General features: G+C 53.5%; 21 protein-coding genes and 1 tRNA gene. 10 read left to right on the top strand and 12 right to left on the bottom strand.

The window, feature by feature from the left end; genetic code table 11:
* Positions 1-72 precede the first annotated feature (72 nt).
* Positions 73-279: a hypothetical protein gene (locus tag GOX73_RS13765; protein ID WP_171123473.1), complete on the top strand. Its 207-nt coding sequence runs from the start codon at positions 73-75 to the stop codon at positions 277-279.
* Positions 280-330: 51 nt separating this feature from the next.
* On the opposite strand, the gene GOX73_RS13760 is transcribed toward GOX73_RS13765, so the two are convergent.
* From GOX73_RS13760 to GOX73_RS13745, 4 genes are all read right to left on the bottom strand, one after another.
* Positions 331-1,002, bottom strand: coding sequence for a uridine kinase (locus GOX73_RS13760; protein ID WP_171123475.1), 672 nt, complete (start codon positions 1,000-1,002; stop codon positions 331-333).
* The gene (locus tag GOX73_RS13755; protein ID WP_174825670.1) at positions 999-1,781 is read right to left on the bottom strand and encodes an ATP-binding cassette domain-containing protein; all 783 of its coding nucleotides are present in this window, start codon (positions 1,779-1,781) and stop codon (positions 999-1,001) included. The genes GOX73_RS13760 and GOX73_RS13755 overlap by 4 nt, the downstream gene beginning before the upstream one ends.
* On the bottom strand, positions 1,781-2,851 hold the full coding sequence (locus GOX73_RS13750; RefSeq protein ID WP_170353974.1) for an ABC transporter permease: 1,071 nt from the start codon (positions 2,849-2,851) through the stop codon (positions 1,781-1,783). Before GOX73_RS13750 ends, GOX73_RS13755 begins: the two co-directional genes overlap by 1 nt.
* 116 nt (positions 2,852-2,967) lie before the next feature.
* Complete coding sequence (locus GOX73_RS13745; RefSeq protein WP_170353723.1) at positions 2,968-3,987, bottom strand: sugar ABC transporter substrate-binding protein; 1,020 nt, start codon at positions 3,985-3,987, stop codon at positions 2,968-2,970.
* A gap of 185 nt (positions 3,988-4,172) precedes the next feature.
* On the opposite strand from GOX73_RS13745, the gene GOX73_RS13740 reads away from it, so the two are divergent.
* Positions 4,173-5,372 carry an ROK family transcriptional regulator gene (locus tag GOX73_RS13740; RefSeq protein ID WP_171123477.1) on the top strand — a complete coding sequence of 400 codons (1,200 nt, stop codon included), beginning with the start codon at positions 4,173-4,175 and terminating at the stop codon, positions 5,370-5,372.
* Positions 5,373-5,697: 325 nt separating this feature from the next.
* Here the strand turns inward: GOX73_RS13740 and GOX73_RS13735 are convergent, their stop codons facing one another.
* From GOX73_RS13735 to GOX73_RS13725, 3 genes are read right to left on the bottom strand one after another with little or no spacing between them, the layout of a single operon-like run.
* A complete protein-coding gene (locus GOX73_RS13735) occupies positions 5,698-6,822 on the bottom strand; it encodes an ABC transporter permease (protein ID WP_171123479.1) in 1,125 nt (374 codons plus the stop codon).
* On the bottom strand, positions 6,823-9,522 hold the full coding sequence (gene rbbA / locus GOX73_RS13730; protein ID WP_171123481.1) for a ribosome-associated ATPase/putative transporter RbbA: 2,700 nt from the start codon (positions 9,520-9,522) through the stop codon (positions 6,823-6,825).
* A complete protein-coding gene (locus GOX73_RS13725) occupies positions 9,519-10,514 on the bottom strand; it encodes an HlyD family secretion protein (RefSeq protein WP_171123483.1) in 996 nt (331 codons plus the stop codon). Before GOX73_RS13725 ends, rbbA begins: the two co-directional genes overlap by 4 nt.
* Positions 10,515-10,972: 458 nt before the next feature.
* Here GOX73_RS13725 and GOX73_RS13720 point away from each other — a divergent pair.
* Together GOX73_RS13720 and GOX73_RS13715 are read left to right on the top strand one after the other, a co-directional pair.
* Positions 10,973-11,066, top strand: a tRNA-OTHER gene (locus tag GOX73_RS13720).
* Positions 11,067-11,085: 19 nt separating this feature from the next.
* Positions 11,086-11,625: a hypothetical protein gene (locus GOX73_RS13715; RefSeq protein ID WP_171123486.1), complete on the top strand. Its 540-nt coding sequence runs from the start codon at positions 11,086-11,088 to the stop codon at positions 11,623-11,625.
* Positions 11,626-11,989: 364 nt separating this feature from the next.
* Here GOX73_RS13715 and GOX73_RS13710 read toward each other — a convergent pair whose 3' ends face one another.
* Both GOX73_RS13710 and gmd read right to left on the bottom strand, forming a co-directional pair.
* On the bottom strand, positions 11,990-12,967 hold the full coding sequence (locus tag GOX73_RS13710; RefSeq protein WP_171123488.1) for a GDP-L-fucose synthase: 978 nt from the start codon (positions 12,965-12,967) through the stop codon (positions 11,990-11,992).
* 10 nt (positions 12,968-12,977) lie between these two features.
* A complete protein-coding gene (gene gmd / locus GOX73_RS13705; RefSeq protein WP_171123490.1) occupies positions 12,978-14,102 on the bottom strand; it encodes a GDP-mannose 4,6-dehydratase in 1,125 nt (374 codons plus the stop codon).
* Between the two features lie 157 nt (positions 14,103-14,259).
* On the opposite strand from gmd, the gene GOX73_RS13700 reads away from it, so the two are divergent.
* Positions 14,260-15,564, top strand: a complete 1,305-nt coding sequence (locus tag GOX73_RS13700) for a UDP-glucose/GDP-mannose dehydrogenase family protein (RefSeq protein ID WP_171123491.1) — start codon at positions 14,260-14,262, stop codon at positions 15,562-15,564.
* Positions 15,565-15,571: 7 nt separating this feature from the next.
* On the opposite strand, the gene GOX73_RS13695 is transcribed toward GOX73_RS13700, so the two are convergent.
* Positions 15,572-16,456 carry a phytanoyl-CoA dioxygenase family protein gene (locus GOX73_RS13695; protein WP_171123493.1) on the bottom strand — a complete coding sequence of 295 codons (885 nt, stop codon included), beginning with the start codon at positions 16,454-16,456 and terminating at the stop codon, positions 15,572-15,574.
* Positions 16,457-16,561: 105 nt separating this feature from the next.
* Between GOX73_RS13695 and GOX73_RS13690 the strand changes: the two genes are divergently transcribed.
* Positions 16,562-17,452 carry a LysR family transcriptional regulator gene (locus GOX73_RS13690; RefSeq protein WP_171123495.1) on the top strand — a complete coding sequence of 297 codons (891 nt, stop codon included), beginning with the start codon at positions 16,562-16,564 and terminating at the stop codon, positions 17,450-17,452.
* Here GOX73_RS13690 and GOX73_RS13685 read toward each other — a convergent pair.
* Entirely contained in the window at positions 17,425-18,507 is a 1,083-nt protein-coding gene (locus tag GOX73_RS13685) for a helix-turn-helix domain-containing protein (RefSeq protein WP_171123497.1), read from the bottom strand. The two genes, GOX73_RS13690 and GOX73_RS13685, sit on opposite strands and share 28 nt — an antisense overlap.
* Positions 18,508-18,798: 291 nt before the next feature.
* Here GOX73_RS13685 and GOX73_RS13680 point away from each other — a divergent pair, with 291 nt between their 5' ends.
* The gene (locus GOX73_RS13680; protein ID WP_171123499.1) at positions 18,799-19,821 is read left to right on the top strand and encodes an Ldh family oxidoreductase; all 1,023 of its coding nucleotides are present in this window, start codon (positions 18,799-18,801) and stop codon (positions 19,819-19,821) included.
* A gap of 64 nt (positions 19,822-19,885) precedes the next feature.
* Positions 19,886-22,192: a Tex family protein gene (locus GOX73_RS13675; protein ID WP_171123501.1), complete on the top strand. Its 2,307-nt coding sequence runs from the start codon at positions 19,886-19,888 to the stop codon at positions 22,190-22,192.
* Between the two features lie 29 nt (positions 22,193-22,221).
* Here GOX73_RS13675 and GOX73_RS13670 read toward each other — a convergent pair whose 3' ends face one another.
* Positions 22,222-23,481, bottom strand: a complete 1,260-nt coding sequence (locus GOX73_RS13670) for a replication initiation protein (RefSeq protein ID WP_171123503.1) — start codon at positions 23,479-23,481, stop codon at positions 22,222-22,224.
* Between the two features lie 578 nt (positions 23,482-24,059).
* Between GOX73_RS13670 and GOX73_RS13665 the strand changes: the two genes are divergently transcribed.
* Positions 24,060-25,445 (top strand): AAA family ATPase, encoded by a 1,386-nt coding sequence (locus tag GOX73_RS13665; protein ID WP_171123605.1) that lies wholly within the window; start codon positions 24,060-24,062, stop codon positions 25,443-25,445.
* Positions 25,438-26,505, top strand: a complete 1,068-nt coding sequence (locus tag GOX73_RS13660; protein ID WP_171123505.1) for a ParB N-terminal domain-containing protein — start codon at positions 25,438-25,440, stop codon at positions 26,503-26,505. The genes GOX73_RS13665 and GOX73_RS13660 overlap by 8 nt, the downstream gene beginning before the upstream one ends.
* Positions 26,506-26,887: the final 382 nt, after the last annotated feature.

Here is a 26,887-nt window from a genome sequence, read left to right as displayed (position 1 = left end):
GTCTCATCGCCGCGCTAGAGGAAATCGCTTCAGTGCAAGAATCCGACCCCCCTAGAACCGGGGATCCGGCAGATGACTAACACCTTCGGTTATGATGACATCCGCGGCTCCGTTGAGAAGCACCTCGGAAAAGACAATCTGGGCTGGGTTCGGATTGTCACCGAGTGCTTTGAAGCGATCAAGAAGCACTGCGACCGGCGTGAGGAAAGCTATCCATTGGTCGGCCAGATCAAGCAGAAATTCGGCTCGATTCGGATCTACATTGATGGGACGCAGTAAAACCCGCCTAGAGGTGCTGCTTTAACGGATGGGTGAATCCAATGCGCAAAATCAGAATGCATAGCGCATCCCGAATTCGGTGTAATTCTGGTTCAGTGTAAGATCGGCTTTCCGACTATCACGGATGACACGTTCAGCGTTGGGCAGATCGTTCGTTTTCGCGCGTTGCAACGCGGTTTTCGGATCAAATCCATGCTTGATCCAGCGGTGATGCAACCGCTTTACGAGTTCTTCCAAAGTTGGGCTGACAAAAACCGTTGCGGCATAGACATCCGCCAATGTTCTCCACGGGTCGCTATCCATCAGAAGGTAGTTCCCTTCAACAACAACAGTCCGAGTGTCGGGGTGAACCGCAATCGCGTTGGCAATGGCGAGATCCATTTGACGGTCAAATCTGGGGTGAAATGATTCATGCTGTGCGGATTGTAACTTTTTAATTGCATTGCAAAACCCAATTGCATCGAAGGTTTCTGGCGCGCCTTTTCTCGCCAGAAATCCTCGCGCTTCAAGTACACGATTGTCTAAATGGTAGCCATCCATAGGCACTAACGTGGCTAAAGGAACCGCCGAGTTCTGTTTTGCGTTCAGCGATTGCACAACGGATTCTGCCAGGGTCGACTTTCCGGATGCAGGGGGGCCGGAGATTGCGACAATCGTCCGAACCCCAACCTGCTTCCGGGAGGAGATCAGGTCGCACACGCGCTTTGCATCCTGCTCGATCACGCGGCGTCTTCTTTTGGTGGTTCTTTGGCGCCGGTCATAAAGGCCACGGCGTCGGACATCGTGTAGTCCTTGGGATCAATCGTGCAGAGCCTTTTACCGAGCCGGTGCACATGAATTCGGTCAGCGACTTCGAAGACATGCGGCATGTTGTGGCTGATCAGAATGATCGGAATACCACGCGCCCGTACGTCCTGGATCAGCTCAAGCACCTTGCGGCTTTCCTTCACGCCCAAAGCAGCCGTCGGTTCATCCATAATGATGAACTTGGTCGCAAAGGCGGCTGCGCGCGCAACGGCAACGCCTTGACGCTGGCCGCCAGACAGCGTCTCAATTGCCTGATTGATCGACTGCACTGTCATAAGGCCAAGCTCGGTCAGTTTTTCACGGGCGAACTTCTCCATAGCTGGCCGGTCGAGCTGACGCATGTATTTGCCCATGAACCCCTTTTTGCGGATCTCGCGCCCCATGAACATGTTGTCCGCAATCGAAAGGGCAGGAGACATGGCAAGCTGTTGATAGACAATTTCGATACCCATATTGCGGGCGTCGATTGGAGAGGTAAAGTTTACCTTCTTCCCTTCGATCAGAATCTCGCCCTCATCCGGGATGGTGGCCCCGCAAATCGCCTTGACGATGGAAGATTTACCCGCACCGTTGTCCCCAATAACTGCAAGGATTTCTCCTTTCCGCAGTTCAAAGTCGGAATGGTCGATGGCGGTGACGTGGCCATAGCGCTTCACGATCCCGCGCCCTTGGACGACTGGAGTTGTGTCTGACATTAGCCCGATACCTTTCTGATCCACTGGTCGACTGCGACCGCTGCGATGATGAGAAGACCGATCAACAGGAAGGTCCACTGCGCGTCTGCGCCGAGCAGCCTTAGCCCAAGAGTAAACACGCCGACGATCAGTGCGCCGAATAGTGACCCCAGAATGGACCCCCGTCCACCGAACAAAGAGATACCTCCGATCACAACAGCAGTGATGCTTTCAATGTTGGCCAATTGGCCGGACGTCGGCGAGACTGATCCGATGCGCCCAATCAGAGCCCAGCCCGCGAAGGCACAAATCAAGCCAGACAACATATAGACGGACATGAGTGTTCGATGGACGTTGACACCTGATAGTTCGGCCGCCTCAGGATCGTCACCCACGGCATAGACGTGCCTTCCCCAAGCCGTGTGTTTAAGTGCATAGGCCAACACAAAAATCAGGGCGAGCATGAAAATGACGCCGACAGTAAAGGTCGCTCCACCAATGCTGAACTTGGTTCCAAAGAATTGAAGGAAGGGAGCGTTGGCTTCGATATCCTGACTGCGAATAGTCTCGTTCGCGGAATACAGAAAGTTAGTCGCCAGTACGATCTGCCACATCCCTAGTGTGACAATGAAGGGGGGAAGTTTAACGCGGCTGACAAGCCAGCCGTTCAGTGCTCCGATCAAGGTTCCAACCGCAAGCCCGCACATTACAGCGATTGGCACTGGAATGCCGTATCGGAAAGAGAACTGCCCCATGATAACAGAAGAAAATACCATAATTGCGCCGACGCTCAGATCGATGCCGGCGGTCAGAATAACCAGGCTTTGAGCTGCGGCCACGATTCCGACGATCTGAACCTGCTGGAGGATCAAGGTCATGGCAAAAGGCGAGAAGAACTTCGATCCCAATAGCAGTCCGAAAATCAAAATCGCACCGACCAGAACGATAAGCGGCACGAAAGATGGGTTGACGTGGAGAAGATGCTGCAACCTCCCCAAAACGCCACGCCGATGGTCCTCAAAAGCTGCAACAGTTTCTGTCCTGCTGGCAGCGGATTCAAATTCCTTGGCGCTCTGGTTTGCTTCGGACATATCTCCCCCTTTTCGCGGGCGATGTAATGCCCACGAGATGAGTGTACAGGAAGTTTCGGTTTGCTGGTGAAAGGAGTGATGAGGCGCTCTCATGCGCCTCATACATTAGGTCTGATTTAGCCCCAGCAGAGCTCCAAGCCTTCGGCGACCGAAATCGATTCCACGCCATCAACAGGTTGGTCCGTGATGAGAGCGACTCCGGTATCGTAAAAGTCTTTTCCGGGTGTGTTTTCTGGCTTTACGCCTTCCTCAGCCCACTTTTTAACAGCCTCGACCCCAAGCGAAGCCATCAAAAGCGGATACTGCTGACTTGTAGCTCCAATAACTCCGGCCTGCACATTTTGTACACCGGGGCAGCCACCATCGACCGAAACGATCAGCACATCGTTTTCACGCCCAATGGATTTCAGAGCCTCATAAGCACCTGCCGCTGCTGGTTCATTGATCGTGTGAACAACGTTGATCGTCGAGTCCTTGGCCAAAAGGTTCTCCATGGCGCGGCGCCCACCTTCTTCGTTGCCGTCGGTCACGTCACTGCCGACCAATCGTGCATCAGATTCATCGCCGATGACATTGGGGTCTGCCAGGTCCACACCGAAGCCGTCTAGGAAGCCCTGATTGCGAAGAACGTCCACGGTTGGCTGACTGACGTTAAGATCAAGCGTCGCAATTTTTGCGTCAGCCGCTGCGTCGCCCATCTTTGCCTTCGCCCATTGCCCGATCAATAGGCCAGCTTTGTAGTTGTCTGTCGCAAAGGTTGCGTCAGCGGAGTCAATCGGGCTTAGTGGCGTGTCCAGAGCGATAACCAGCAAGCCAGCATCACGCGCCTGCTGAACAGCGGGGACAATCGAACTTGTGTCCGAAGCCGTCAGGAGAATTCCCTTTGCGCCGTCGAGAATACAAGTTTCAATGGCCTGAACTTGAGTTTCATGGTCGCCGTCGATTTTACCGGCAAAGGCCTTCAAGGTCATGCCAAGCTCTTCAGCCTTGGCCGTTGCGCCTTCCTTCATCTTTACAAAGAATGGATTGGTATCTGTCTTCGTGATCAGACAAACGGTTTCTCCGGCCGCGTGGGCAGATGCGGCAGCCACCGTAAGCGCGGTAGCAGATGCGGCTATCTTGAATAGATTTTTCATGTAGTCCTCCCAGAAAATTGTTGATGCCCCGCATGGCAGGCCAACGAGACTCGCCCTCATCCTCCAATGAAGGTCTAATTCAAGAAACTGTGATTCTAGCCTTTCTGTCAATAAATAAATAAAGTTTATTTATTAATTTACCTAAGCACCTTTTCATAAGAAAATAAGGTGTTTATGTTCAGGCTATGGAAAGAGAGGCGCTCAACACACTGACCGGTGGGGTAAGTCAAAGCGGGGTTCGCGATCACAACGAACGTCTGATTTTGACAGTTTTACAACGGCATGGGCCCGCCGCAGGCGCCGACGTTGCGCGATTAACAGGCCTATCTCCTCAGACCGTATCAATCATTTTGCGCAAGCTTGAAAAAGACACAATTCTCAAGCGTGGAACCCCACTGCGCGGGAAGGTTGGAAAGCCCTCAATCCCTATGGAATTAAATCCGGAAGGCATCTTGTCGGTTGGGATGAAGATCGGGAGGCGTAGCGCCGATCTGCTCTTGATCGACTTTACTGGCACACCGCGTCTCCAACTTTCCACGACTTATGACTATCCGCTACCAGAGGTCATTTTCGGTTTTTTGGAGTCTGGTTTGGAAACGCTTCTGTCCCACGAGCCCCAGAGGCTTCGTGATCGTGTTTGTGGGATCGGTATCGGGACCCCATTTGAACTTTGGAAATGGCACGATCTGTCTGGGCTTGCTGCAAAAAAATTTCGGTCTTGGAGAAACGTGAATTTCTTTTCCGAGGTCGCCAAGTTCAGCGATTTGCCGGTTTTTGTGGTCAACGACGCAACAGCCGCATGTCACGCAGAGCATCTCTATGGGCGTGGGGCAGAATACCGTGACTACTTCTACTTTTTTATTGGCTCAATGATCGGCGGCGGTGTTGCATTGAACGGCACCGTGTTCGAAGGCAACCAAGGCAATGCCGGTGCACTGGGCGCCATGCGCACGACCGGTCCTTTGGGTGAGAGCCAGCAACTGATCGACACGGCGTCGCTGTTTTTGCTTGAGGACCGATTGATAGAAGCGGGTGTCGACCCGGGGATTCTATGGAAGAAGCCGCAGAATTGGAGCAGCATTTCTCGCTATGTAGAACCATGGATTGGCACCACGGCGCAAGAATTAGCTAAGGCCGCTCTTTCAATCTGTGCTGTCATCGACTTCGAGGCCATTTTTATCGATGGCGCGTTCCCGCCTGAAATTCGGGAAGAACTGGTGTCAAGGGTTCGCCGTTACTTAATCAACCAAGACAAACGCGGTTTGATTCCTCCGGTCGTGGAGGCCGCAGCGGTTGGGGAAAACGCTCGTGGCATTGGGGCGGCTAGCAGCCCAATTTTCCGCCAGTTTCTATTGAATACCAACGCTGGGCTTTCTGGAATGTAGCCAGAACTCATCGAAGTCAAAGTTTCAAAGTAGGAAGAAGCCGCTAGTAATGCTTTAAGAGACCGCTTTTGAACGCTGCTTTGGCACATGCGAGCTCAGCTTGAATTGGACCAAATACCGGCCGCGAACAACCGCTTTGAAAGACTGCATCGCAAGCTTATCACTTAGCACCTAACGTCGGTTATAGTACGAACATGACTAGAGATATCTAGGCTAACGCTCATACAGTCGCTGATGCCCTGACTTATGACCAGCAGATATCCAAACTGTCTTCAGAGGCGGAGTAGCTAGCGCTCCAATCTGTCAAAGCCAACAGATTGGAGCGCTAGCTGATCTGCGCAAGAGAACGCCGAAAAAGCCGTAAACTCATTAACAACAAAGCCGTTCCCAACAACGTCATCCAAACGAATTCCGGCCAGACAGTCTCAATACCAGCGCCTTTGAAAACAATAGCCTGACTTGCTGACATGTAGTGGCGTGACGGCAGAACCAAAGTACCTGCCTGCAACCACGCCGGCTGCCCTTCAATTGGGGTCTCTCCACCTGACAGCATTAGCATTGGCAGCACAATCAACATGACCAGAAGCGCGAACTGCGCCATAGAGCGCGCAATGGTTGCCAGAAACACCCCAAGCGCCGTCGCAGTAAAAAGAAACAACGCCGTGCCAACCAAAAACAACATCTTGGGTCCAGCGATACTAATGCCCAGAGAACCCTGCATCACAAAGGTTAGTGAAAGACCAGTCGCGACCAAAACCACTGCTGCATTCGCCCAAATCTTGGCAATGGCAATGTCAAATGGAGCAAGAGGCATGGCAAGGAGATGTTCAATGGTCCCGTGCTCTCGCTCTCTAATCATTGCCGCTCCGGTCAATATAGTTGTGAGCCACATGATCTGGCCGATCAAAGCAACGATACCAGCAAAACGTACAGTATCTCTATTTGGGTTGAAGGCGCTTCTAAGAATGACACTGATTGAGGGAGCATTTACTAGATCGATACCAATTGCATAGCGATGTATTTCAGCGCTCAAGATACTGGTGATGTAGTTTGCACCAATACCGGCCTGTTCCATGGCGGTTGCGTCAATAAGAACTTGAATCTCCGGACTGTGCCCTGCGCGCAGATCCTTTTCGAATCCGGGGGGCACAGCCACAACGAAAATAAAGCGCCCAGCGTCCATGTACGCAGGTCCTTTTCCGGGTTCGATTTGGACGACCGGTTGGAACTCTGGTGGGAAAAACGCTGTGGCAAGTGCTCGAGAAAGTGGCGAGTCGTCTTCATCCGCAAACGCTATCGAGGCGTTGTTTACAGAACTTGCCACTCCCGTTGCTTCCATGATCGGGGCCAGCGTGAACGACCAGACCAACAATGCCATCATCACCCAATCACGGCGCAGGCTCATCACTTCCTTCAAACCTAGCCAGAATATGCAGTAGAAGCGCTGCATTCACTTCTCCTGCGCCCGAAGACATACGGCTGCGATCAGTGTCAGAACTGGTCCGAAGCAGGCGAGGGCCAGAATGTCCGGCGCAAGGGCCTCCCAACCCAAACCTTTAGTGAAGGCACCAACGTTTAGGTGTAGGAAATATGAGGAAGGCCAAAGTGAGCCCACCACTTGTGCGCCTCCTTCAAGCGTTGAAACAGGTTGCAACAGACCTGAGAACTGGATTGTTGGGACAACTGAGGCGATGGCAGTTGCAAATGTCGCGGCCACCTGACTGGATGTCATTGTAGCGATCAACAGCCCGTAGGATGTCGTTGCCCAAACGTAAAGAAGGGCACCAACAGCCAAAGGGAAAGGATTTCCTTTTAGCGGCACCCCGAAAAGAAAAACGGTCATTCCGGCCAAAAGCAGAAAATTTGCGTAGGCGATCAAAATGTACGGAATTTGTTTGCCGACTAGAAATTCAAGCCGCGTGGTTGGTGTCACGTAGAAATTGACAACTGACCCCAGTTCTCGTTCCCTTGCTACGCTTACGGCAGTCAAAACAGCTGGCAACATAATCAGTAAGATAGCAGGCATTGCCGGAGCCATCGCGGCGATACTTTCAAAGCTCTGATTGTAGCGAAACCGAGGTTCGATCCTGGCGATATCTATCTGGCTTTTGCCATTGTTAAGGGCATATTCCGCGAGAAATGATTGGTGCAATCCGGAAACATAACCTTCAACCGTCTCACCCTTAAATGGGATAGCACCGTCTACAGTTGCAAGTATCTGGGTTGGTTCACCCGTACTCATCTTTCGGTCAAAGTCAGGTGGTAACTCAACAACCAGAGAGACCTCACCTGACACTAGACGGTCGCGCCCTTCGCTGGCGCTTTGCAGCGGCGATTTGGCTTTAAAGTAGGACGATCCGGCGAATTCAGCCGCATAAGCACGACTCTTCGGCCCCTGAGAACGGTCAAGTACCGCGAATTCAAGCTCATCGATATCCAGCGTAATTCCAAAGCAAAAAACCAACATTAGAATAGCAGAACCCAGAAACGCGAAAGCCAGACGCACCGGGTCACGAGCTACTTCAACGGTCTCGCGCCGCGCATAGGCCAATACACGAGAAAACGCTCCTCCCCCGGCGTGGGATCTGGCCCTAAAACCGACCTTTGGCGCGACAACAGAGACTGGTTTTTCTGCTGCTTCCAATATCGAAATGAAGGCGTCTTCAAGGTTTTCCGCCCCTTCAACGGCGATCAGTTCAGCCGGAGTACCTTCCGCTAGAACTCTACCAGCATGCATAAACGAAACGCGATCACAGCGTTCCGCCTCACCCATGAAATGAGTGGACACAAAGATCGTTACCGACTCATTTCGCGACAGCTCAATCAACAAGTCCCAGAAGGAATCGCGCGCCTCTGGATCCACACCGGATGTTGGTTCGTCGAGTATTAGCACCCGCGGACGGTGGATCACTGCTACGGCTAGCGACAGTCGCTGTTTGATCCCTAGAGGCAGTGCCGTCGCCAACGTATGCCGGTGCTCTTCGAGCCCAAAGCGCTCAGTGAGTTCCGAAACACGTTGTTCTCGGTCGGCAATTGCAAATATCCGCGCATGCAATTGTAGGTTCTGATGGACCGACAACTCGCCATACAAGGAAAAGGCCTGGCTCATGTAGCCTATTTCACGCCTCATTTTTCGGTCATATGCATCGACAGGGTTGCCAAACAGCAGTGCTTCGCCTGAGCTGGATGGTAACAATCCAGTCAACATCTTCATTGTCGTGGACTTGCCGCAACCGTTTGATCCTAGAAACCCGAATATCTCTCCGCGATTGATTGTGAAGTCGACGTTGTCTACGGCCGTGAAATCAACAAAGCGTCGTGTCAGTCCACGCGCAACTATCACTGGGCTTGCTTCGATCTTCCCATTCGTTTTGTTTTTCCCCGCCGGTTCGACAGGCAACTCCCGCGCTCTCAGACGACGATATGCAATTTCGAGGTCATCATCACTCCCTTTCAATTCGGCGGGCTTCCCATGAAAGATGACTTGACCCGCGTCCATCGCGACAATCCGGTCAAAACCGTCGGCTTCATCCATGTACGCCGTCGACACTAACACCGACAGCTCAGGGTTTTTTTCTCGGATTGCGTCAATCAAAGCCCAGAACTGCCGACGCGACAACGGGTCGACCCCGGTCGTTGGCTCATCCAAAACCAAAAGTTTGGGGTCATGGATTAAAGCACAGCACAGGCCTAGTTTTTGCTTCATCCCACCCGAGAGCTTGCCCATCAGACGGTCTTCAAACTGCGCAAGCCCTGTCGCAGCCAATAGCGCTGCGATACGTTCGTCCCGCTCTGAATGCCCTTGAGCAAAGAGACCAGAGAAGAACTCGAGGTTCTCACGTACAGACAGCTCCGGATACAGGTTTCGACCCAGCCCTTGCGGCATGAACGCGATGGCTGGGCAAATGTTGTGTCGATGACCAGAATCGCCAATCGGGCCGCCTAAAACGTCGATATTGCCGCACTGCAGTTTCTTCGCGCCAGTGATCAAACCAAGCAGTGTAGACTTTCCCACCCCATCCGGCCCGATAAAGCCAACAAGCTGGCCGCCTGGCAGTTCTAACGAAACAGAATCCAATGCGACATGCTTGCGATAACGGTGCGTAACACCTGAAATGTGAATATCGCAGGCGTCATCCTCAACTCTCATTCGAACAGCTCTTCTGGGATGCGTTGTTCAAGCGCCTCAGGCCAAGCAGCGGCTGGGTTCAACCGGATCACCGCGACACCGCGCAGACCGGTTTTGACGTGCTCAATCCGACTTTCAACCAAGTCTATTGGGATACGGACGCGAACGCGAAAAACCAGTTGCTCTCGCTCATCCAGGGTCTCGACCTGTTTGGGGGTGAATTGGGCCTCGGGAGAAACAAAGCTCACGTATGCAGGTATCGCATATTCCGGCAAAGCGTCGAGCACGATGCGAGCCTCAGCTCCAATGGGCAAAAGTCCGGCTTCACGCGCCGGAAGAAAAACTTCCATGTAAACATTCTCAAGACCAAGAATAGTCAGGATTGGTTCGCCTGCGCCAACGACCTCTCCGGGTTCTGCAAGCCGGTAAAGCACGCGGCCGGGCAAAGGTGCCACTAAAGCGCTGTCTTCAATCTGTGCTTCGATCCTGCGTACTTCCGCCTCAGCGGCAGCAATACGGCTTTCTGCGGTTGCGACTCGGGCTTTGGCGGCGCCCAATACTGCTGTAGCAACCTTATGAGTGGTATCGCGATCTTCAAAAATAGTTTTGGAGATATTTTGACCTGCCAGCAACGCCGTGGCACGATCAAGCTCTTGCTCGGCCCTGCGCTGTTCGCTTTCGTGTTGCACAACGAGCGCTTCTGCTTCAGCCCTTGTCTGATTTGCCAAGGCTACTTCGGCTCTAGCCCGATCCAGGTCCGCAGATTGCTCGTCTATGTCCATTTCGGCCAAGATTTGACCGGCTGCAACCATACTGCCCTCTGTTGCCGTTACCTTCGCAACCCGACCTGCATTAGTTGGTGCTATTTCGACTTGTTCCGCTTCAACCCGCCCGTTTCCTTGCACAAATCCGACCGGCAATTCATCGCCATCCTCGGCAACAACGACATACAGCAACGCACCAGCAACTACCAAACCAGCCAAAATAAGAAAAACCGATAGGTTTTTGGTCATAGCGTTTCACCTGAAACAGGGTTTCTGGCGCAGAGTTTAGTGTCTCAAAAGACCCAAAGCCTTGTTTTGGATCAAAACCGATCCGGGCACCTCAGTTCCAAGAATTTGTTTGTATGAACACCGGTTTGGGTGTTGCAGGCTCTTTCGCGATAGGTCGGAAGAAGTAGACGTGAAGCGTTTTTGTAATCAGTTTGGTATTGAAACGGGTATTCTAACGCGCAATTGCGGTCGCCGCCAACCTGCTGCGCAATACAGCGAAAGGAAGCACTATGACCAAAACACTGAGAGCTTGTTTGTCTTTGTGGTTGGTTTCAATCGCTCCTGCGTATGCGCAAGAACCTCCTCGTCTCGTTTTGCAGCTGACCGTTGACGCGTTGCGGGGCGATCTGCCGACACGTTACTTTGAGAATCTTGGGGAGGGTGGCCGGCCTGAGGTCGATAACCCACGCGAAATCCGCGGGAGGCAGCATTGGTATGCGGGCGAGGCTTATATCCTTGTAATTGCTCCAGATTAGAGTGCACGAGTCGGTTCGATTCCGACGCCTCCTACCATCCTCAGGAGGTGTCCGACATGGCGGACGAAGTCACGAACGCAATTGATTTCAAAGACAAAGATCAGGATGAAATTGATGGTCTAATGGAAAGTGTCGATCTAACTACCTACGGTCTGGAACGGGTGAAGATTGGTCATACTATAGGCCTGGATGACTCTGGCAGTGAGATTGATCCGCCAAATCCAAATCCCCGAGGTGGTCACGATGACCCAGAAAAAGACCCTTTAGACATGATCGTAGCCGCCTTCAACGAACGCTATTTCAATGGTTGGGATGCGACACCGGAGGAGCAAAGAATCAAGCTGATCAACATCCTCAACCACGCAATGAGCGACCCTGCATTTCAGAACAAGGTTGTATCCAACCCTGACGAACAAAATCGACGCATCGCCAGTGAAGCACTATTTGAAAAAGCAATGCGCAACGAACGTCGGCGAGAAATCGACCTTTACAAGAAGTACGCCTCAGATGACGATTTCAAATCAGGTCTTCACGAAGCTCTCATGCGCATGATGGAACAAGTTCTAAAGTCAGGAGACCACAGACCCGTAGGATAAACCTAGTGGTTTGTTGAGCTCAGCAATGCGCAAAACCCACCGGAAGCACACACCTGCAACTCTATCCTTGCCTTAAGTCTAGAACTTAAGGATCGCCCAATAGCAGAAATGCCGTCGGCAATCTGCACTTCTGAGTTGAAATCGCGCAAACTAATGCGCAAATCATGCAGACTTATGGGGTTCGTGCACGTTTGTGCGCGCCCCTACACACCCGCTTTCTAGGGATTGATGCACCGTCGGACTTGCAGGTGGTGTACAAAGTCTTTTCGGTCAACTCTGATCCGGGTCTGCACGCGCCTGCGCTTATTGCCATTGGCCGCTGGCGGTAACGCCAGCAATGCCGCCCGGACACTGGTTTGGGCGGCTATTTGGCCCGAATGTCAGCATCGCCCTGTTCAAGAAACCATGCGTAGGTCTCTCGTATTCCCTCTTCGAGGTTGACCTGCGCGCGCCACCCCATGTCGGCAAGCCGGGACACATCCATCAGTTTGCGCATTGTCCCATCTGGTTTGCTGGCATCCTGCGTAATCCGCCCGGTGAATCCGACCGTCTTGGCAACCATTGCTGCCAGTTCAGCGATCGAGATATCTTCTCCGCACCCTACGTTTATGTGGCTCAGCATGGGTTGCGTATTCTCTTCATAAACATCGCGGGGCAAGTCGAGTACAAACAGCGATGCCTCGGCCATGTCATCCACATGCAAAAACTCTCGACGCGGTTTACCAGTACCCCAGATAACCACCCCGTCCAACCCGTCCCGATGCGCTTCGTGGAAACGGCGGATCAAAGCAGGCAGCACATGACTGTTTTCCGGGTGAAAGTTATCACCGGGCCCATACAGGTTTGTCGGCATGACCGAACGATAATCGACCCCGTGCTGTCGATTATAGCTTTCGCACAGTTTGATTCCGGCGATTTTTGCTACTGCGTAAGGTTCATTGGTCGGCTCCAATACGCCAGTCAGCAGGGCGTCTTCGCGCATGGGCTGTGCGACAGCACGCGGATAGATGCACGAGCTACCCAGTTGCAGCAATGAGGTAACGCCTGCGGCAAATGCCTGATGGATGACATTACACTCGATCATCAGGTTTTCATAAATGAAGTCGGCAGGGTACGTATTATTCGCGTGAATTCCGCCCACTTTGGCCGCAGCGAGAATGACCACATCGGGGCGTTCCGTTTGCATGAAGTCCCGCACAGCAGACTGGTTGGTCAGGTCCAGTTCCGCGTGGGTGCGCGTGATCAGCGACAGCGCTTCACCCGCCGCTTGGCGATTTTTTAGACGGCGCAGGATCGCGCCTCCGACCATACCGCGATGCCCGGCAACATAGATTTTACGCATATGCCCCTCCTCAGCCATTTTCCAGACTGACAGGCAGATCGAACCCATGCTCTTTCAACAGGGCGTGGCGTCTGGCTGTTTTGAGGTCTTCCGACACCATTTCGGCGCACATTTCCTGAACGGTCAGTTCCGGCTCCCACCCCAGTTTGTTTTTGGCATTTGACGGGTCACCCAAAAGGGTTTCAACTTCGGCAGGGCGGAAATACTGAGGATCGATCCGCATAACTACGTCGCCCTGTTTCAGCGCCGGTGCCTTATCGCCGCGCACGGACTTAACGGTTGCGATCTCATCCACACCGTCGCCCGTGAACTCAAGCGAAACTCCCAACTCGTCAGCCGACAATTCGATAAACTGCCGGACGGAATACTGAACCCCGGTGGCAATGACGAAGTCTTCGGGCTGATCCTGTTGCAACATCAGCCACTGCATCCGCACATAGTCCTTGGCGTGGCCCCAATCCCGCAGGCTGTCGATATTGCCCATATACAGGCAGTCCTCGAGGCCCTGCGCAATATTCGCAAGACCGCGGGTGATCTTGCGTGTCACAAAGGTTTCGCCCCGGCGCGGGCTTTCATGATTGAACAAGATACCGTTGCACGCATACATTCCATAGGCTTCGCGGTAGTTCACCGTGATCCAGTAAGAATACAGTTTGGCCACCGCATAGGGTGATCGCGGATGGAACGGCGTGGTTTCACGCTGTGGGGTTTCCTGAACCAGACCATACAATTCGGATGTCGACGCCTGATAGAACCGTGTTTTCTTTTCCAGACCCAGAAACCGGATGGCTTCCAGCAAGCGCAGCGTGCCGATCGCATCCACGTCGGCTGTGTATTCAGGCGATTCAAAGCTAACCGCCACATGAGATTGCGCACCAAGGTTATAAACCTCGTCCGGCTGAACCTCCTGAATGATTCGGGTCAGGTTGGATGTATCGCTCAGGTCACCATAATGCAGGTGCAAACGCGGGTTGGGGACGTGCGGATCCTGGTAGATATGATCTATGCGCTGCGTATTGAACGAGGACGCCCGGCGCTTGATACCGTGAACTTCATAGCCTTTTTCCAGCAAAAATTCGGCCAGATATGATCCATCCTGCCCTGTAATACCGGTTATAAGTGCAGTTTTTGTCATCGTCGCGTTCCACAAAACTCAATCTGGCTGATTGCACTCTCAGAAACAGCAAGATACCCCGGATTGCAAGCCAAGGCCGTCAGCAAGCGTTGAAAGCGGCGGAACTTTCCTGCGTGAAAACGCGCCAGGTCCGTCATTTCGGAGAAAGGAAACAAAGATGCGTATAGCGATGATCGGAACCGGATATGTCGGTTTGGTATCGGGCGTGTGTTTCTCGGATTTTGGCCATGACGTGATTTGCGTCGATAAAGCCGCCCAGAAGATCGAAATGCTGCAGGCAGGTAAAGTTCCCATCTATGAGCCCGGGCTTGACGCGCTGATGGCAAAAAACGTGGCCTCAGGCCGCCTGAGCTTTACCACCGACCTTACCGCTGCGGTCGATGGTGCTGACGCAGTCTTTATCGCGGTCGGAACTCCGACCCGCCGGGGCGATGGCCACGCCGATCTGACATATGTCATGGCCGCAGCAGAAGAGATTGCTCAGGCCGTAACGGGCTATACCGTCATTGTCACCAAATCGACAGTTCCAGTCGGGACGAACCGCCAAGTTCATGCGGTTGTTTCAGGCGCCAATCCCAGTGCTGATTTTGACGTCGCCTCAAATCCCGAATTCCTGCGTGAGGGGGCGGCGATTGACGATTTCATGCGACCCGATCGGGTTGTCGTGGGCGTCGAAAGTGAACGCGCCGCCGAAGTCATGGCCGAGATCTATCGCCCGCTTTACCTACGGGATTTCCCAATTCTGACAACGGATCTGGAAAGCGCCGAGATGATAAAATATGCGGCGAATGCATTTCTGGCCACAAAGATCACCTTCATCAATGAAATCGCAGGACTGTGCGAGCGCGTGAATGCCGACGTCAAAGAAGTTGCCCGCGGCATCGGTCTGGATGGTCGGATTGGCAACAAATTCCTACATGCCGGCCCCGGCTATGGAGGTTCGTGTTTTCCCAAGGACACCGCCGCTCTGGCCCGGATCGGGCAGGAACATGCATATCCCATGCAAATCACCGAAACGGTTATTCGTGTGAATGACGGGGTCAAAAAGCGGATGATCGAGAAGATCCGCGACGCGTGTAATGACAGCTTCAATCAAAAAACCGTTGCTGTCCTCGGCGTGACCTTCAAACCAAACACAGACGATATGCGTGATGCCCCGTCGCTGGCGATCATACCGGCCCTGATCGGCGGCGGCGCGACGGTTCGCGTGGTCGATCCGCAAGGCCGCGCCGAGGGCGAAGCCTTGCTTCCCGGTGTTGAATGGTGTGACGATCCCTACTCTGCTGCTGAAGGCGCAGATGTTGTCGTTCTGCTGACCGAGTGGAACGAATTCCGCGCGCTTAACCTGCCGGAACTTGCGGCTGCGATGAAGTCGCCGCAGATGGTCGATCTGCGCAACATCTATTCCAAACGGGCGGCCCTGAAAGCCGGGTTTCAAAGCTACGTCGGCGTTGGCCGGTAAACACCGCTTAGGTCGCCGCATAAAGCGGAACCGAATTGTCAGCGCCTTGCGCCAGTGCCTTGCTTTGATCCTGTCGTACTTTTTCATAGAGGGCGAGCGCCTCTTTCGAGAACAGTGCTTTTGGGGGCTCAACGTGCAGAAAATTACTTTGTGCGTCCCTTCCCCGCGCCGGCATCGCGTAATCACGTTCGGCAACAAGCTGCCTTGCATTTGGGTTCAGATACCGGATCGCCAGACCAATTCGCCGATCGTCTGACCGGTTCGGGCCCGAACCATGTATCGTCAACCCGTGGTGCAAGGACATTTGTCCGGGCGTCAATTCGATGTGGGTCTTGTCTTCTTCGGCAACTTCGACAGCGATCTCTTGTCCGCGCGACAGCAGGTTGGTTTCCGAATATGTATCGTTATGCGGCAGAATCGGATTCTTGTGGCTTGCCCGCACGAAATCCATGCATCCGCTTTCTACGGTTGCGGGCGATAGAGCGATCCACGCAGTCACCTGATCCGGTGTTTCGCCCATACCCCAATATGTCAGGTCCTGATGCGTCCCGACCGTGTGCTTGGTCCCAGGTTCTTTAACAAAAAACTCGGCGGACCAGATCATGATGTCCGGCCCCAATACACCCTGAACCACATCCAGAACACGTGCATCCAGCGCAATGCGCGCGGCCATCGGCATGACCAGATGTGCGTTCACCCGTTTGTAGGTATTCAACGGCAGCGGAAGATCCGCGTCTTGCCAATCTCGTTCAATCCCTTCGAACTCGGCGCGTATCTCAGACGCTTCTTGCTCGGAAAATACACTCAGAGGAAACAGGAAGCCGTCTTCCCAATAGCGGGCCGATTGCGTTTGGGTCAGCGTGGACTGATGTTTGGCGCTTTGATCGGCCATGCGTGTTCCTCCCCGATGCATGATTGGAAAAGGATAAGACAGAGTTTGAATTTCACAGAACGCGAACTCTTGCCCGTCAGGCTAAGTTCAGCTTAGCCTATTCACATGGCGACCCGTATCCCGTCCTTGAATTGGTTGCGCGTGTTCGAGGCGGCCGCACGAACCGAGAGTTTCTCCCGCGCGGCCGCACAGTTGAACATGTCAGCCGCAGCCGTCAGCCAACAGGTCAAGGCGCTGGAAACGCAGCTTGGGACACCCTTGTTCCATCGCCATGCCCATTCCGTCACCCTAACCGAAGCTGGTCGTGCTTATTTGCCGTCGGTTCAGCAATCGCTTTTGATGCTTGAAACTGCGACGACCGGACTGTTTGGGGAAACAAGGGAACAACGGCTTTATGTTCAATCTGTGCTGTTGTTCGCGCATGGGATCCTGGCTGCAGGTTTGCCGGACTTTCACGCGTCATATCCGCAGATCAACTTGTCACTGACCACCGGAAACGTGACCTCGGACTTTTCCAACCGGTTTACCGACCTTCAGATCGTTTTTGGAAACCCGTCCCTGTTTGGAACCGAGGGCGATGAATTGCTTCGCGAACACCTTTACCCGGTTGCGCCACCGGACGTGGCGACCCAGATAAGTCAGCCACAAGACCTGTTCAAGTTTACTCTGATCGAAGTGTCTACGCACCGCGCAAGCTGGCCACACCTTTTCGAAGCCCTTCGATTGCCCGCAGGACAAGCCCAGTACTTCTTCGCTGATAATTCAATCATGGCCGCAGAACTGTCCGCCAGCGGAGGCGGCATCGCGCTGGCCCGCGCCCCGGCGTCAGGTCGGATCATGTCGTTGTCTGGTCTGGTGCCATGTCTGGACGGGGTCACAGTCCCAGGCCAAGAGGCGTATCACCTGATATACCAGTCACGCGCAGCCTTGCGGCCTTCGGCTCGCGCCTTTCGCGAGTGGATCATGGACTACAGCGCCGCAGTCCAGACCCTATAACGTCCCTGCCCCGTCACTTCGCGAATCAAACCCCGATCCGTAAAGCGATCTATGTTGCGCTGAACCGCCGCACGAGAAGCTTGTGTCAGCTCTTGTGCCAATGGCGCTGAAACCATGGGCCATGACCTGAGAACATCAATCAACAAGGGCGGCGTGCGCCCGCTCAGGTCGTGTATGGCGTCACGGGCACGGTCCTCCCACGCGTTCACGCGATCAAGGTGCAATAGACCCGCCAGAACCGCCTGCCCCGCCCCATTGATCCACGCCGAGAGCTTTTCATCCGTCGCCCCCACCCCACGCAAGGCTCCGGGCCCAGACAGCGCCAGTGGCATGAACATCGCTCCGCCCCGGCCCATAGTCGCGCCATGCCGGGCGGCGATGATTGCGGCTTCGGTGTCCTGCCCAACCCTTTGAGACAGCGCTCGCCAAGCATGAAACCCGACTGCAGCCTGCGTGACCGGATGCAGGCCCTCGGCGTTCTCCATCACTTCGGCCAGATCGGCAACCGCTTCGGGAACCTCTTCGATCCCCTGAGCCAGTCGATCCAGAAACGCAGTCAGACCCGAGGCCCATCCCCCTTCCGACGGACCCGCCCCCGAGGTTAGTCGTCGGACAGCCCAGCCTGCGCGAAACAGCGCCTGCACATCGTCTCCGGTCGCCCCAATGCGCAAACCCGTCCATAAAGCCAGCCGATCGACACTGATGCGATCACCGGTCCACCACCCCAGATCCGACACATCCATAAGAGCCAACCGATGTGTCCAACCTGTTGGGCCGGCCCTCAGACGCTCGTCCAACGCGCCAAACGTGGCGGCCAGGTCTGCCAGCTCGAAAGAAAGTTCGGCCTGCGCCGCACGCCAATCGCGTGGATCAAACAGCAGGCGACGATCGGCCTTAGGTCCCGGTAGCAGGAAGTCTTCTTCTACCTCTCCATCACCATCGTCGGGCAGAAACCAAAGATCATCCTCTTCCGACGGGTCGGCATCATAGATGCTTGGAGGCCCGAGCGTAGTGTCGTCCTCATCCTGGTCCGGCCTGACAGGGTCTGATGTCATGGCCGCTATATTTCTGTTAATTGCGATCCTTCACAAGGCGTTTTCGAACACCGAAAGAAATCAGCTTCTGAAAGTCTGGGTGTAAAATTCCAGCGGACATTACAGATCGGTCTGTTCGTCAGTGATAATCGGCATAAACCCACGCCGTTTCCGCGATCAGGTGGCGTTGGTCATCTGTAATGTTTTCGCAAAACTGCAATCAAAAACGCAGGGGTGGTCGCTAAATCCGGTTCCCTTTGACCGACTTGCCGCGCTATCTCTTTCGCATCGCAAGTCGAGGAGATGCAGCGCATGAGCGAGACGGTCAAACTAAATCTGGAAGACATCCAAACCCTGTGTCAGACCGTTTTGGCCAAGTCAGGTTTCGGGCCTGATCATGCACAGGCCATCACCGAGACATTGGCCACTTGCCAGTTTGACGATTGCCAGTCTCATGGGCTTTTCCGGCTTTTCATGTGCGCCGAAACGATGAAGGCCGGAAAGATCGACGGGCACGCCGCGCCTGTTGTGACCCCCTCCGACAACGCAATTGTCCGCGTAGATGCCCAAGGCGGAATATCCCTGCTGGCATTCCAGAGCGCCCTGCCGGTTCTGATCGAAAAAACCCATACCCACGGAATCGCAGCAATGGTCATAAACCGATGCTATCATTTCTCTGCATTGTGGCCAGAAGTCGAGCGCTTATCCTCGGCTGGTCTTGCGGCTATGGCCATGGTGCCCAGCCATTCATGGGTGGCCCCGGCAGGCGGCACCCGGGGCAGCTTGGGGACAAACCCGCTGGCATTCAGTTGGCCTCGTTCTGGCAAAGATCCCTTTACCTTCGATTTCGCCACAAGCGCCTTTGCGCGTGGAGAGATTGAGTTGTACCGCCGGGCCGGAAAACCATTGCCGGAAGGCGTGGCCATAGACAAGGACGGAAACCCGACAACAGACCCGCAGGCTGCAATGGAAGGGGCGATGTTGACGTTCGGCAGCTACAAGGGATCAGCCCTTTCGATCATGATCGAGTTGCTGGCCGGGCCTTTGATCGACGATCTTACCAGTCTTGAAAGTATGGAATTCGCCGAAGGTGAAGGCGGGGCCCCCTATCACGGCGAGATCATCTTGGCCTTTGACCCTGCCCAGTTCAGCGGCGGTCGCGTGTCGGAAAATGACGCGCGGGCCGAGCGGCTGTTTTCGGACATTTCCGATCAGGGGGCACGCCTGCCATCCCAGCGCCGCTATGCTGCCCGCAGTCGGAATATGGCCCGAGGCTTTGTAGAGGTTTCGAAATCGCTTTACGACGATCTACAAGTCCTTGCCCAACAAGTCTGACGCCACTTCCCCTTGGCGAAGTGGCTGGCTAAGAAGGTTCTCCAATCAATTTCAGGAGACCCAATTGGACCGCATCGCTCGCACCATAGCCACCGAAATCAGCGCACGGCCCGAACAAGTCGAAGCAGCCGTCAAATTATTGGACGAAGGCGCCACTGTCCCGTTTGTAGCGCGCTATCGCAAAGAGGCGACAGGCGGGCTGGACGACACGCAATTGCGCGCGCTTTCCGACCGCCTGACATATTTGCGAGAACTGCAGGCGCGTCGCGATACGATCCTGAATACGATCAAGGATCAGGGCAAACTGACTGACGATCTTGCCAAGTCGATTATACAGGCCGAAACCAAGGCACAGTTGGAAGACATCTACCTGCCCTATAAGCCCAAACGCCGCACCAAGGCGATGATTGCCCGAGAAAACGGGCTTGAGCCGCTTGCAGACGCCATTCTTGCAGACAGGACCGCAGACCCGGACGTGTTGGCATTGGGATACCTGACTGAAACGATTGTAACGACAAAGGACGCATTGAACGGTGCTCGTGACATCATCACCGAGCGGTTGACCGAAAATGCCGTATTGCTGGGTGAGCTTCGAGCATTCATGCACCAAGAGGCATTACTGTCAGCCAAGGTGATCGAAGGCAAACAGCAAGAAGGCGCAAAGTTCAGAGATTATTTTGATCATTCCGAACTATGGGCGAACACCCCCTCGCACAGGGCACTAGCCATGTTGCGCGCGTCCAAGGAAGAAATTGTGACACTGGATATCGCGCCGAACTCCGAAGATGGGGCTGCACGGGCGGAAGCCATCGTAGCTGCGCATCTCCATACGCGTACTGATGCGCCTGGCGACGTCTGGCTGCGCAAGGTCGCTGGCTGGACCTGGCGCGTCAAACTATCCTTGTCGATGATGGTAGAGATGATGGCGGAGCTGCGCAGCCGCGCGCAAGATGAGGCAATTCTTGTTTTTTCATTCAATCTCAAAGACTTACTGTTTTCCGCACCTGCCGGAACCAAGGCGACGTTGGGTTTGGACCCCGGAATTCGCACCGGAGTAAAGGCGGCAGTCGTCGATGCAACTGGAAAAGTGCTTGAGACAGAAACACTTTACCCGTTTCAGCCCAAGAATGACCTTGACGGCGCGAAACACACGATCCTGAGTCTTGTGCGCGCGCACAATATCGAGCTGATCGCCATTGGTAACGGAACCGCAAGCCGGGAAACCGAAAGGCTTGTTTCTGATGCATTAAAGCATATTCCAAAGACTGAAAATACGCCGACAAAGGTTGTCGTGTCCGAAGCTGGTGCTTCTGTCTATTCGGCCTCTGAACTTGCCGCGCGTGAGTTCCCGGATCTGGACGTGTCATTGCGAGGCGCTGTTTCGATAGCACGCAGGTTGCAGGATCCCCTGGCTGAACTGGTGAAGATCGAACCAAAGTCGATTGGGGTCGGACAATATCAGCACGACGTCGATCAGCATCGGTTGTCACAGTCTCTGGACACGGTCATCGAAGACGTCGTGAACGCAGTCGGCGTTGATCTGAATACGGCCTCAGCTCCCCTGCTCTCACGTGTCTCTGGTTTGGGGCCTGTTTTGGCGGACTCAATCGTTGCCCATCGTGATGTGCATGGCGCATTTAAATCTAGAAACGACTTGTTGAACGTCGCGCGCCTAGGCCCCCGAGCCTTTGAACAATGCGCTGGCTTCCTTCGCATTCTAAATGGGTCCGAGCCGCTGGATGCGTCTTCGGTACATCCAGAAGCCTATAAGGTTGCCCGACGGGTCGTCTCTGCCTGTGGACGGGATATTCGTCAGATCATGGGGCAAGAAGGTGCCTTGAAAAACCTGCAAGCCGAGCGCTTTACCGATGACAAGTTCGGCCTTCCCACTGTTCAGGACATTTTCACGGAACTTGAAAAGCCTGGGCGCGACCCTCGACCAAGCTTTGTCACGGCTTCGTTCAAGGACGGGGTCGAGGATATTTCAGACCTTAGACCCGGAATGAAGTTGGAGGGGACGGTTACAAATGTCGCGGCCTTTGGGGCGTTCGTCGACATCGGCGTTCATCAGGATGGATTGGTTCATGTGAGCCAACTGGCGGATCGGTTCGTCAAAGACCCTCACGAAATAGTTCAGACGGGCCAAGTCGTGAAAGTCACCGTCGTCGACATTGATGTCAATCGAAAGCGAATTGGCCTGAGCATGCGCAAAACCAGAACGGCGTCGGACAATCAAAAACACGACGGCAAGAGTACATCGAGACAAACCCGTAAATCTGAGCGAAACGAAAAGCAACGCGCAAAAAATGACAATAATGCGCATCACGGCGCACTTGGCGATGCGCTTCGATCAGCGATGAAGAAGCAGTGAGGTCTGTGGCCTCCAATAATTCGCCTCTTCTATTCGAAAGCCTCTGGCTCCAGCTCCTCCCAAAAAGAAAAAATCCTAGTGGCGTTCAGGCCTGAGCGCCACCCATGCGAACGGAAATGTTCGCGATCTAGATCATTGTCCAAGCCTGCCATAAACAGTCTCTTGTCAGCGTCGCGTTGCGTTGGGTTTCGCCGCGAAACCAGCTCTTCTACCACAGAGAGTTTTCTGGACCTTTCGGTGCGTTCCGCAGCACGGGCGGCATAGGCCTTTTCTTCCTGAACTTTTTCTTCCTGCCTCAGTCGCGCGGATTCAATCGCTTCGGGACTTGGGGCAACCTGCGCTTCTTCGATTGGCGGCTTGTAGTCATCACGCAAGGCAGCGGACAGATACCCGAGAGTAGACTTCACACCCCCCTGCCCTGTTACATAATCCAACTTTTGCTGAACATATTTTTCACCATGTTCAGCGATCCACTGCCGCGCCAGCCGGTCTGAGACCCCTTGCTTACGAAGTGTCTTGTAAACCGCCAGATTTCGCACACCATCGCTATCGTCGATTTCGAACATAGCTTTCTGCGGGTTCCCTTTAATCCTGAACCTTATGTCCGTAACAGAACGCCCCTTTTTTAGAAATTCTGGCTCAATAAGTATATCCGAGCTTTTATTTACTTCATTGACGGCTGGCTTGATTATCTTTGCGTTTAAATGTTTGAAGCTGCTGTAGTAGTCGCTGCCATCAACGCCCATGAGTTTTCTGAACACATCCAAGGACCACCATCCTGTGGATCCGGTCCTTACAAAACGATAACAGTTTTCATAAAGCGCCAACCCATGACCGGAACTGAAATTGCGTTGGATTTGCACATTGATCAAAGCATAGATCTTTGGGTCGTAGAGTTTCTGCGCCAGCGCGGGCGAGTAGGCATATTCACAAACACCACTTTTTAGCTTTGCAAAGCTAAGCAGCGAAGAAACGCCCCACTCTTGCCGGCCTTGCTCATCCAACATGTCCCATTCTGCGACGGTTTCCGCCAAAGCACGCAAACTTGCGCGCAATGTATCAAAATCATTGGAGTTATAACCAACCATCATGGCAAGTGTGCGTGCATCTATCGTGTGCGTAGATGCAGAAGTCAGCGCATCGTATGCATTGAGTAGCAGCACGTTAGAAAGCTTGCGTTGTAGCAGCGTGAGTTTACCGCTGATATGTATCGCGGCCACATTCTTTTTTACCGTCTCCCGACGCAAAGCGCCTGAAAGGTGGTCCATGTCCAATTGTGTTTCCGGCATGATTCTGCCTGACTGCTCGTTTCAGTATTTGTGGCACGAAGGGTACCCAAAGATCAATCACCTTTAGGTACCCAAATACAGTATGAGGCAGTTCCTGCAAACGGGTACCTTATTGTCGCGCGCAGAAAGTTATCCCCAGAAAAAGACCTCAGGCGACTCTCAACGCAATCGTACACTCTAACCAGCGGTAAGAAATGCGCATGAATAGGGTCTGAAACTCAAGAAAATCAGCCAACCCGAGAATCGGTGCATGTCGTACCGAGTCCTGCCACCCTTGGTCCCGTAACTTGGTACCTTTTAGCCTGAGTATTGGTGCCCATCAACCTGTAAACAGGTACCAAGTAGCGAGTAAGTCTCTGGTTTTATTTGTTTTCTTTTTCGCAAAGTAATTGAACTATCTAAAAAATAGAAACTATTTGTTGTGCTCATTTTCAATATTCCGAAAGTTTCGCGGCGAAACTCGATCAATTCTTGATTTTCTGTGGACAACTTCAGGGCCAAGGATAGCTTTTGTGAAAAATGTGCGCTACCTTGCGCTATATACGCCGCTAAGGCGAACATTTCCTGAGGCCCAGACAGTGAACAAATCCAACCCTCCTCAACTACCACCCTATTTGAATCTCGATCCGAAAGAAGCAGCAAGCAAGTTACCGGACCCTATAGGGACTTCTCGATTCGCAAAAGCCGCAGCATTCTGCACGAAAGGCAGAGAGGATTTAGCGCGTAGAGGTTACGCACCTGACGGCGAAAAACGGCTCCGCCGCTTTTCAATCTGGGAGATAACAAAATATCTCATTCCAGTCGCACCAGCGCACCTAAGGCGAGTACTCAAGGCGAACCCAGACCTTCCACAGGGTGAAGGCGAAACGGGGTCCAAGTGGTTTTCCTTGGAAGAGGTTCTGACGTTGCGAAAGCACTTTGCGGCGGGAGGTGTCAGCACCAAGGAATATTTGCCATATCGACCTGAGGGGTTGCCAGCAAAGGTTGTTGCAGTCGCAAATTTCAAGGGGGGTGTCGGGAAAACATCCACTGCAGCTCATCTTGCCATGTCCGCCGCCTTGGATGGATACCGTGTTCTGGTGATTGACCTCGACAGCCAAGGGTCGATGACGTCCATCTTGGGGGGTAACGTCGCAGACGAGTGGCAGACTGTGTTTCCACTGATTGCAAAAGATTACGCACAGGCCGTCCAGCAGGAAAACCGAGTTCGGAATGCGGCTGGACAATCAGAAATTCCGCTGGATGAGACCTTGAATGAAGCTCTTAAGACTGGTCCGGGCGACGTAATACAAAAAACCCATTGGCCCAACATCGATCTTATTGGCGCTCAGCTTAACTTGTATTGGGCAGAATTTCAGATACCGGTCTGGCGAATGGGTTTGCGGAGTTGGCCGTTGTGGGATGGCTTGACCAATTTCCTGCATCAGGACGGAGTTTTGGACGACTATGACATAGTGTTCTTGGATACCCCTCCTGCACTTGGGTACCTTACGATCAACGCTCTGGCTGCGGCGGATATTTTGTTGGTGCCCCTTGGGGCTTCATTCTTGGAGTTCGATTCGACCGGTCGATTTTTCGACATGCTGTACACGACCTTCGCGAGTATAGAGGATGGAGAGAACGCCGCTCAGCGAGCAGCGGGGCTTCCAGAACTTAAGTTCGAATGGGACGTTGTCAGAGCAATCATTACTCGGTTTGATGCCAGTCAACAGACCGATATGGCAAATGTGATCCAGGCCTATTTCGGGGATTTCATGAACGCCTATAGACAGGACTACACCGCTTTGGTCGGGCAAGCCGGTGAGCAGGTCAATGGCATTTACGAAGCGGACTACCGGGACTTCAATCGCGATACTTATGTGAGGGGTCGCGAAACCTTCGACAGAACTTATGCGGAATTCAAAGAGGTTCTGATCGGGTGTTGGTGGCGGGATACCCATATGGGAGACAAGGCAGATGGCTAAACGCAGAAGATTGTCCGCTCCGGACACAACAGAGTTGGAGCAGATGGAGGCAGGTTTCGCGGCGAAACCCTCACTGAATCCATTTGAGGCAAGAGGGGCTACGCCTCCAATTGCCAAGGTTGCTGCCGAAGCCGCCACATTAAACAGCATGGCTTCCGTCACGGATAGGGTGGCACTGGCTCAGGACCAAGGAGATGCAGCGCGTTGGCGTGATGCCCAGGAAACCGGGCTCGTTGCGGAAATGATTCCGCTAGATCAGATAGATGCTGACTTTATCCGCAGGGACCGTATGGTCGAAGACGATGAGGCCATGAATGAATTGTTGGATTCACTGCGTTCGCATGGCCTGAGAACGCCGGTCGAGGTAACAAAGAACGAAGACGGTTTTGGGCTCATCTCAGGATACCGAAGGCTCAAAGCGTTCCGACTGCTTGCCGATACGGATAGCTCTTTTTCGTCGATCCCGGCCTTTGTGCGAGAGGCGGGTTCGGGGCAGGGCGCCTATATTTCAATGGTGGAAGAGAATGAGATTCGGTCAAATCTGACCCCATATGAACGTGGGCGAGTAGCTGTTCTGGCAGCAGGGCAGGGGGTCTTCGACTCCACCGAGGCCGCGGTTGATGCACTATTTGCAGCTGCTTCTAAGGCAAAGCGATCCAAAGTAAGAAGTTTTGCGATCGTTCATGAGGCGCTGGGTGATCTCCTGCAGCATCCAGTTAGTCTTACGGAAAAAGCCGGTTTGAAATTGGCCGCTGCGCTTCGATCCGGCGCGCAGCCAAAGTTGCGCCAAGTGCTGGCGGACGCCGGCACGCTTGAAATGCGCGAAGAGTGGGCGCTGCTGGAAGAAGCCTTGAAATCAGAGCCGAAGCCGACAAAGGAGAAAGCGCGTGGTGGACGTCCGCGACAAGTCTTGCATCTGAAACCTCTGCAGCTTCCTGGAGGCGGAAAAGTCTCAGCAGAGCTTTCCTCGACGGAAGTGCGGATCAAAATCAGTTTGCAGGATGTCTCAGTTGACGAGGCCGAAGAACTAGTGAAGCAAATAGCGGAACACCTTAGTTAGTTTGGTGGGGAGCCTCATCTACAGTAACCACCCGTTCTGCAATTTCACTCAGGAGCGTCGATTTGGGTCATTGCCAGGTGGTGCGCAAAAGTGGATAATAAAGATTATTATGTATTGAGCGGGTAATGTGGCTTAAGATTGAAAAACGGATATGTCCTAGACGACAGCTTGTTGATGCTGCTTCCACATACCGGTGAATTACATCCGGAATTTATTAACCACAAATATGTTCATGATTTCGTTCAAAGACGCCCAATATCCTGAAGATGTAATACCTTAGGCTGTGTTCTTTTGCGCCAGAAACAACGTGCCCTAACCGTGATCAGCAAGAGGTTACGGCAGAACACCGCTCCATTTTCCAGCGGCTTATTTTGTGGACATC

Origin of the sequence: Ruegeria sp. HKCCD7221, from assembly GCF_013031225.1 — a bacterium.
Lineage (GTDB): Bacteria > Pseudomonadota > Alphaproteobacteria > Rhodobacterales > Rhodobacteraceae > Ruegeria.
Note: the sequence above shows the minus strand (reverse complement) of the source record. Positions and strands in the feature narration are given on the sequence as shown.

Coding starts and splice junctions, on each gene's coding strand:
- GOX73_RS13765 (WP_171123473.1), top strand. CDS start 73: ATGACTAACACCTTCGGTTATGATGACATCCGCGGCTCCGTTGAGAAG.
- GOX73_RS13755 (WP_174825670.1), bottom strand. CDS start 1,781: ATGTCAGACACAACTCCAGTCGTCCAAGGGCGCGGGATCGTGAAGCGC.
- GOX73_RS13750 (WP_170353974.1), bottom strand. CDS start 2,851: ATGTCCGAAGCAAACCAGAGCGCCAAGGAATTTGAATCCGCTGCCAGC.
- GOX73_RS13745 (WP_170353723.1), bottom strand. CDS start 3,987: ATGAAAAATCTATTCAAGATAGCCGCATCTGCTACCGCGCTTACGGTG.
- GOX73_RS13740 (WP_171123477.1), top strand. CDS start 4,173: ATGGAAAGAGAGGCGCTCAACACACTGACCGGTGGGGTAAGTCAAAGC.
- GOX73_RS13735 (WP_171123479.1), bottom strand. CDS start 6,822: ATGCAGCGCTTCTACTGCATATTCTGGCTAGGTTTGAAGGAAGTGATG.
- rbbA (WP_171123481.1), bottom strand. CDS start 9,522: ATGAGAGTTGAGGATGACGCCTGCGATATTCACATTTCAGGTGTTACG.
- GOX73_RS13725 (WP_171123483.1), bottom strand. CDS start 10,514: ATGACCAAAAACCTATCGGTTTTTCTTATTTTGGCTGGTTTGGTAGTT.
- GOX73_RS13715 (WP_171123486.1), top strand. CDS start 11,086: ATGGCGGACGAAGTCACGAACGCAATTGATTTCAAAGACAAAGATCAG.
- GOX73_RS13710 (WP_171123488.1), bottom strand. CDS start 12,967: ATGCGTAAAATCTATGTTGCCGGGCATCGCGGTATGGTCGGAGGCGCG.
- gmd (WP_171123490.1), bottom strand. CDS start 14,102: ATGACAAAAACTGCACTTATAACCGGTATTACAGGGCAGGATGGATCA.
- GOX73_RS13700 (WP_171123491.1), top strand. CDS start 14,260: ATGCGTATAGCGATGATCGGAACCGGATATGTCGGTTTGGTATCGGGC.
- GOX73_RS13695 (WP_171123493.1), bottom strand. CDS start 16,456: ATGGCCGATCAAAGCGCCAAACATCAGTCCACGCTGACCCAAACGCAA.
- GOX73_RS13690 (WP_171123495.1), top strand. CDS start 16,562: ATGGCGACCCGTATCCCGTCCTTGAATTGGTTGCGCGTGTTCGAGGCG.
- GOX73_RS13685 (WP_171123497.1), bottom strand. CDS start 18,507: ATGACATCAGACCCTGTCAGGCCGGACCAGGATGAGGACGACACTACG.
- GOX73_RS13680 (WP_171123499.1), top strand. CDS start 18,799: ATGAGCGAGACGGTCAAACTAAATCTGGAAGACATCCAAACCCTGTGT.
- GOX73_RS13670 (WP_171123503.1), bottom strand. CDS start 23,481: ATGCCGGAAACACAATTGGACATGGACCACCTTTCAGGCGCTTTGCGT.
- GOX73_RS13660 (WP_171123505.1), top strand. CDS start 25,438: ATGGCTAAACGCAGAAGATTGTCCGCTCCGGACACAACAGAGTTGGAG.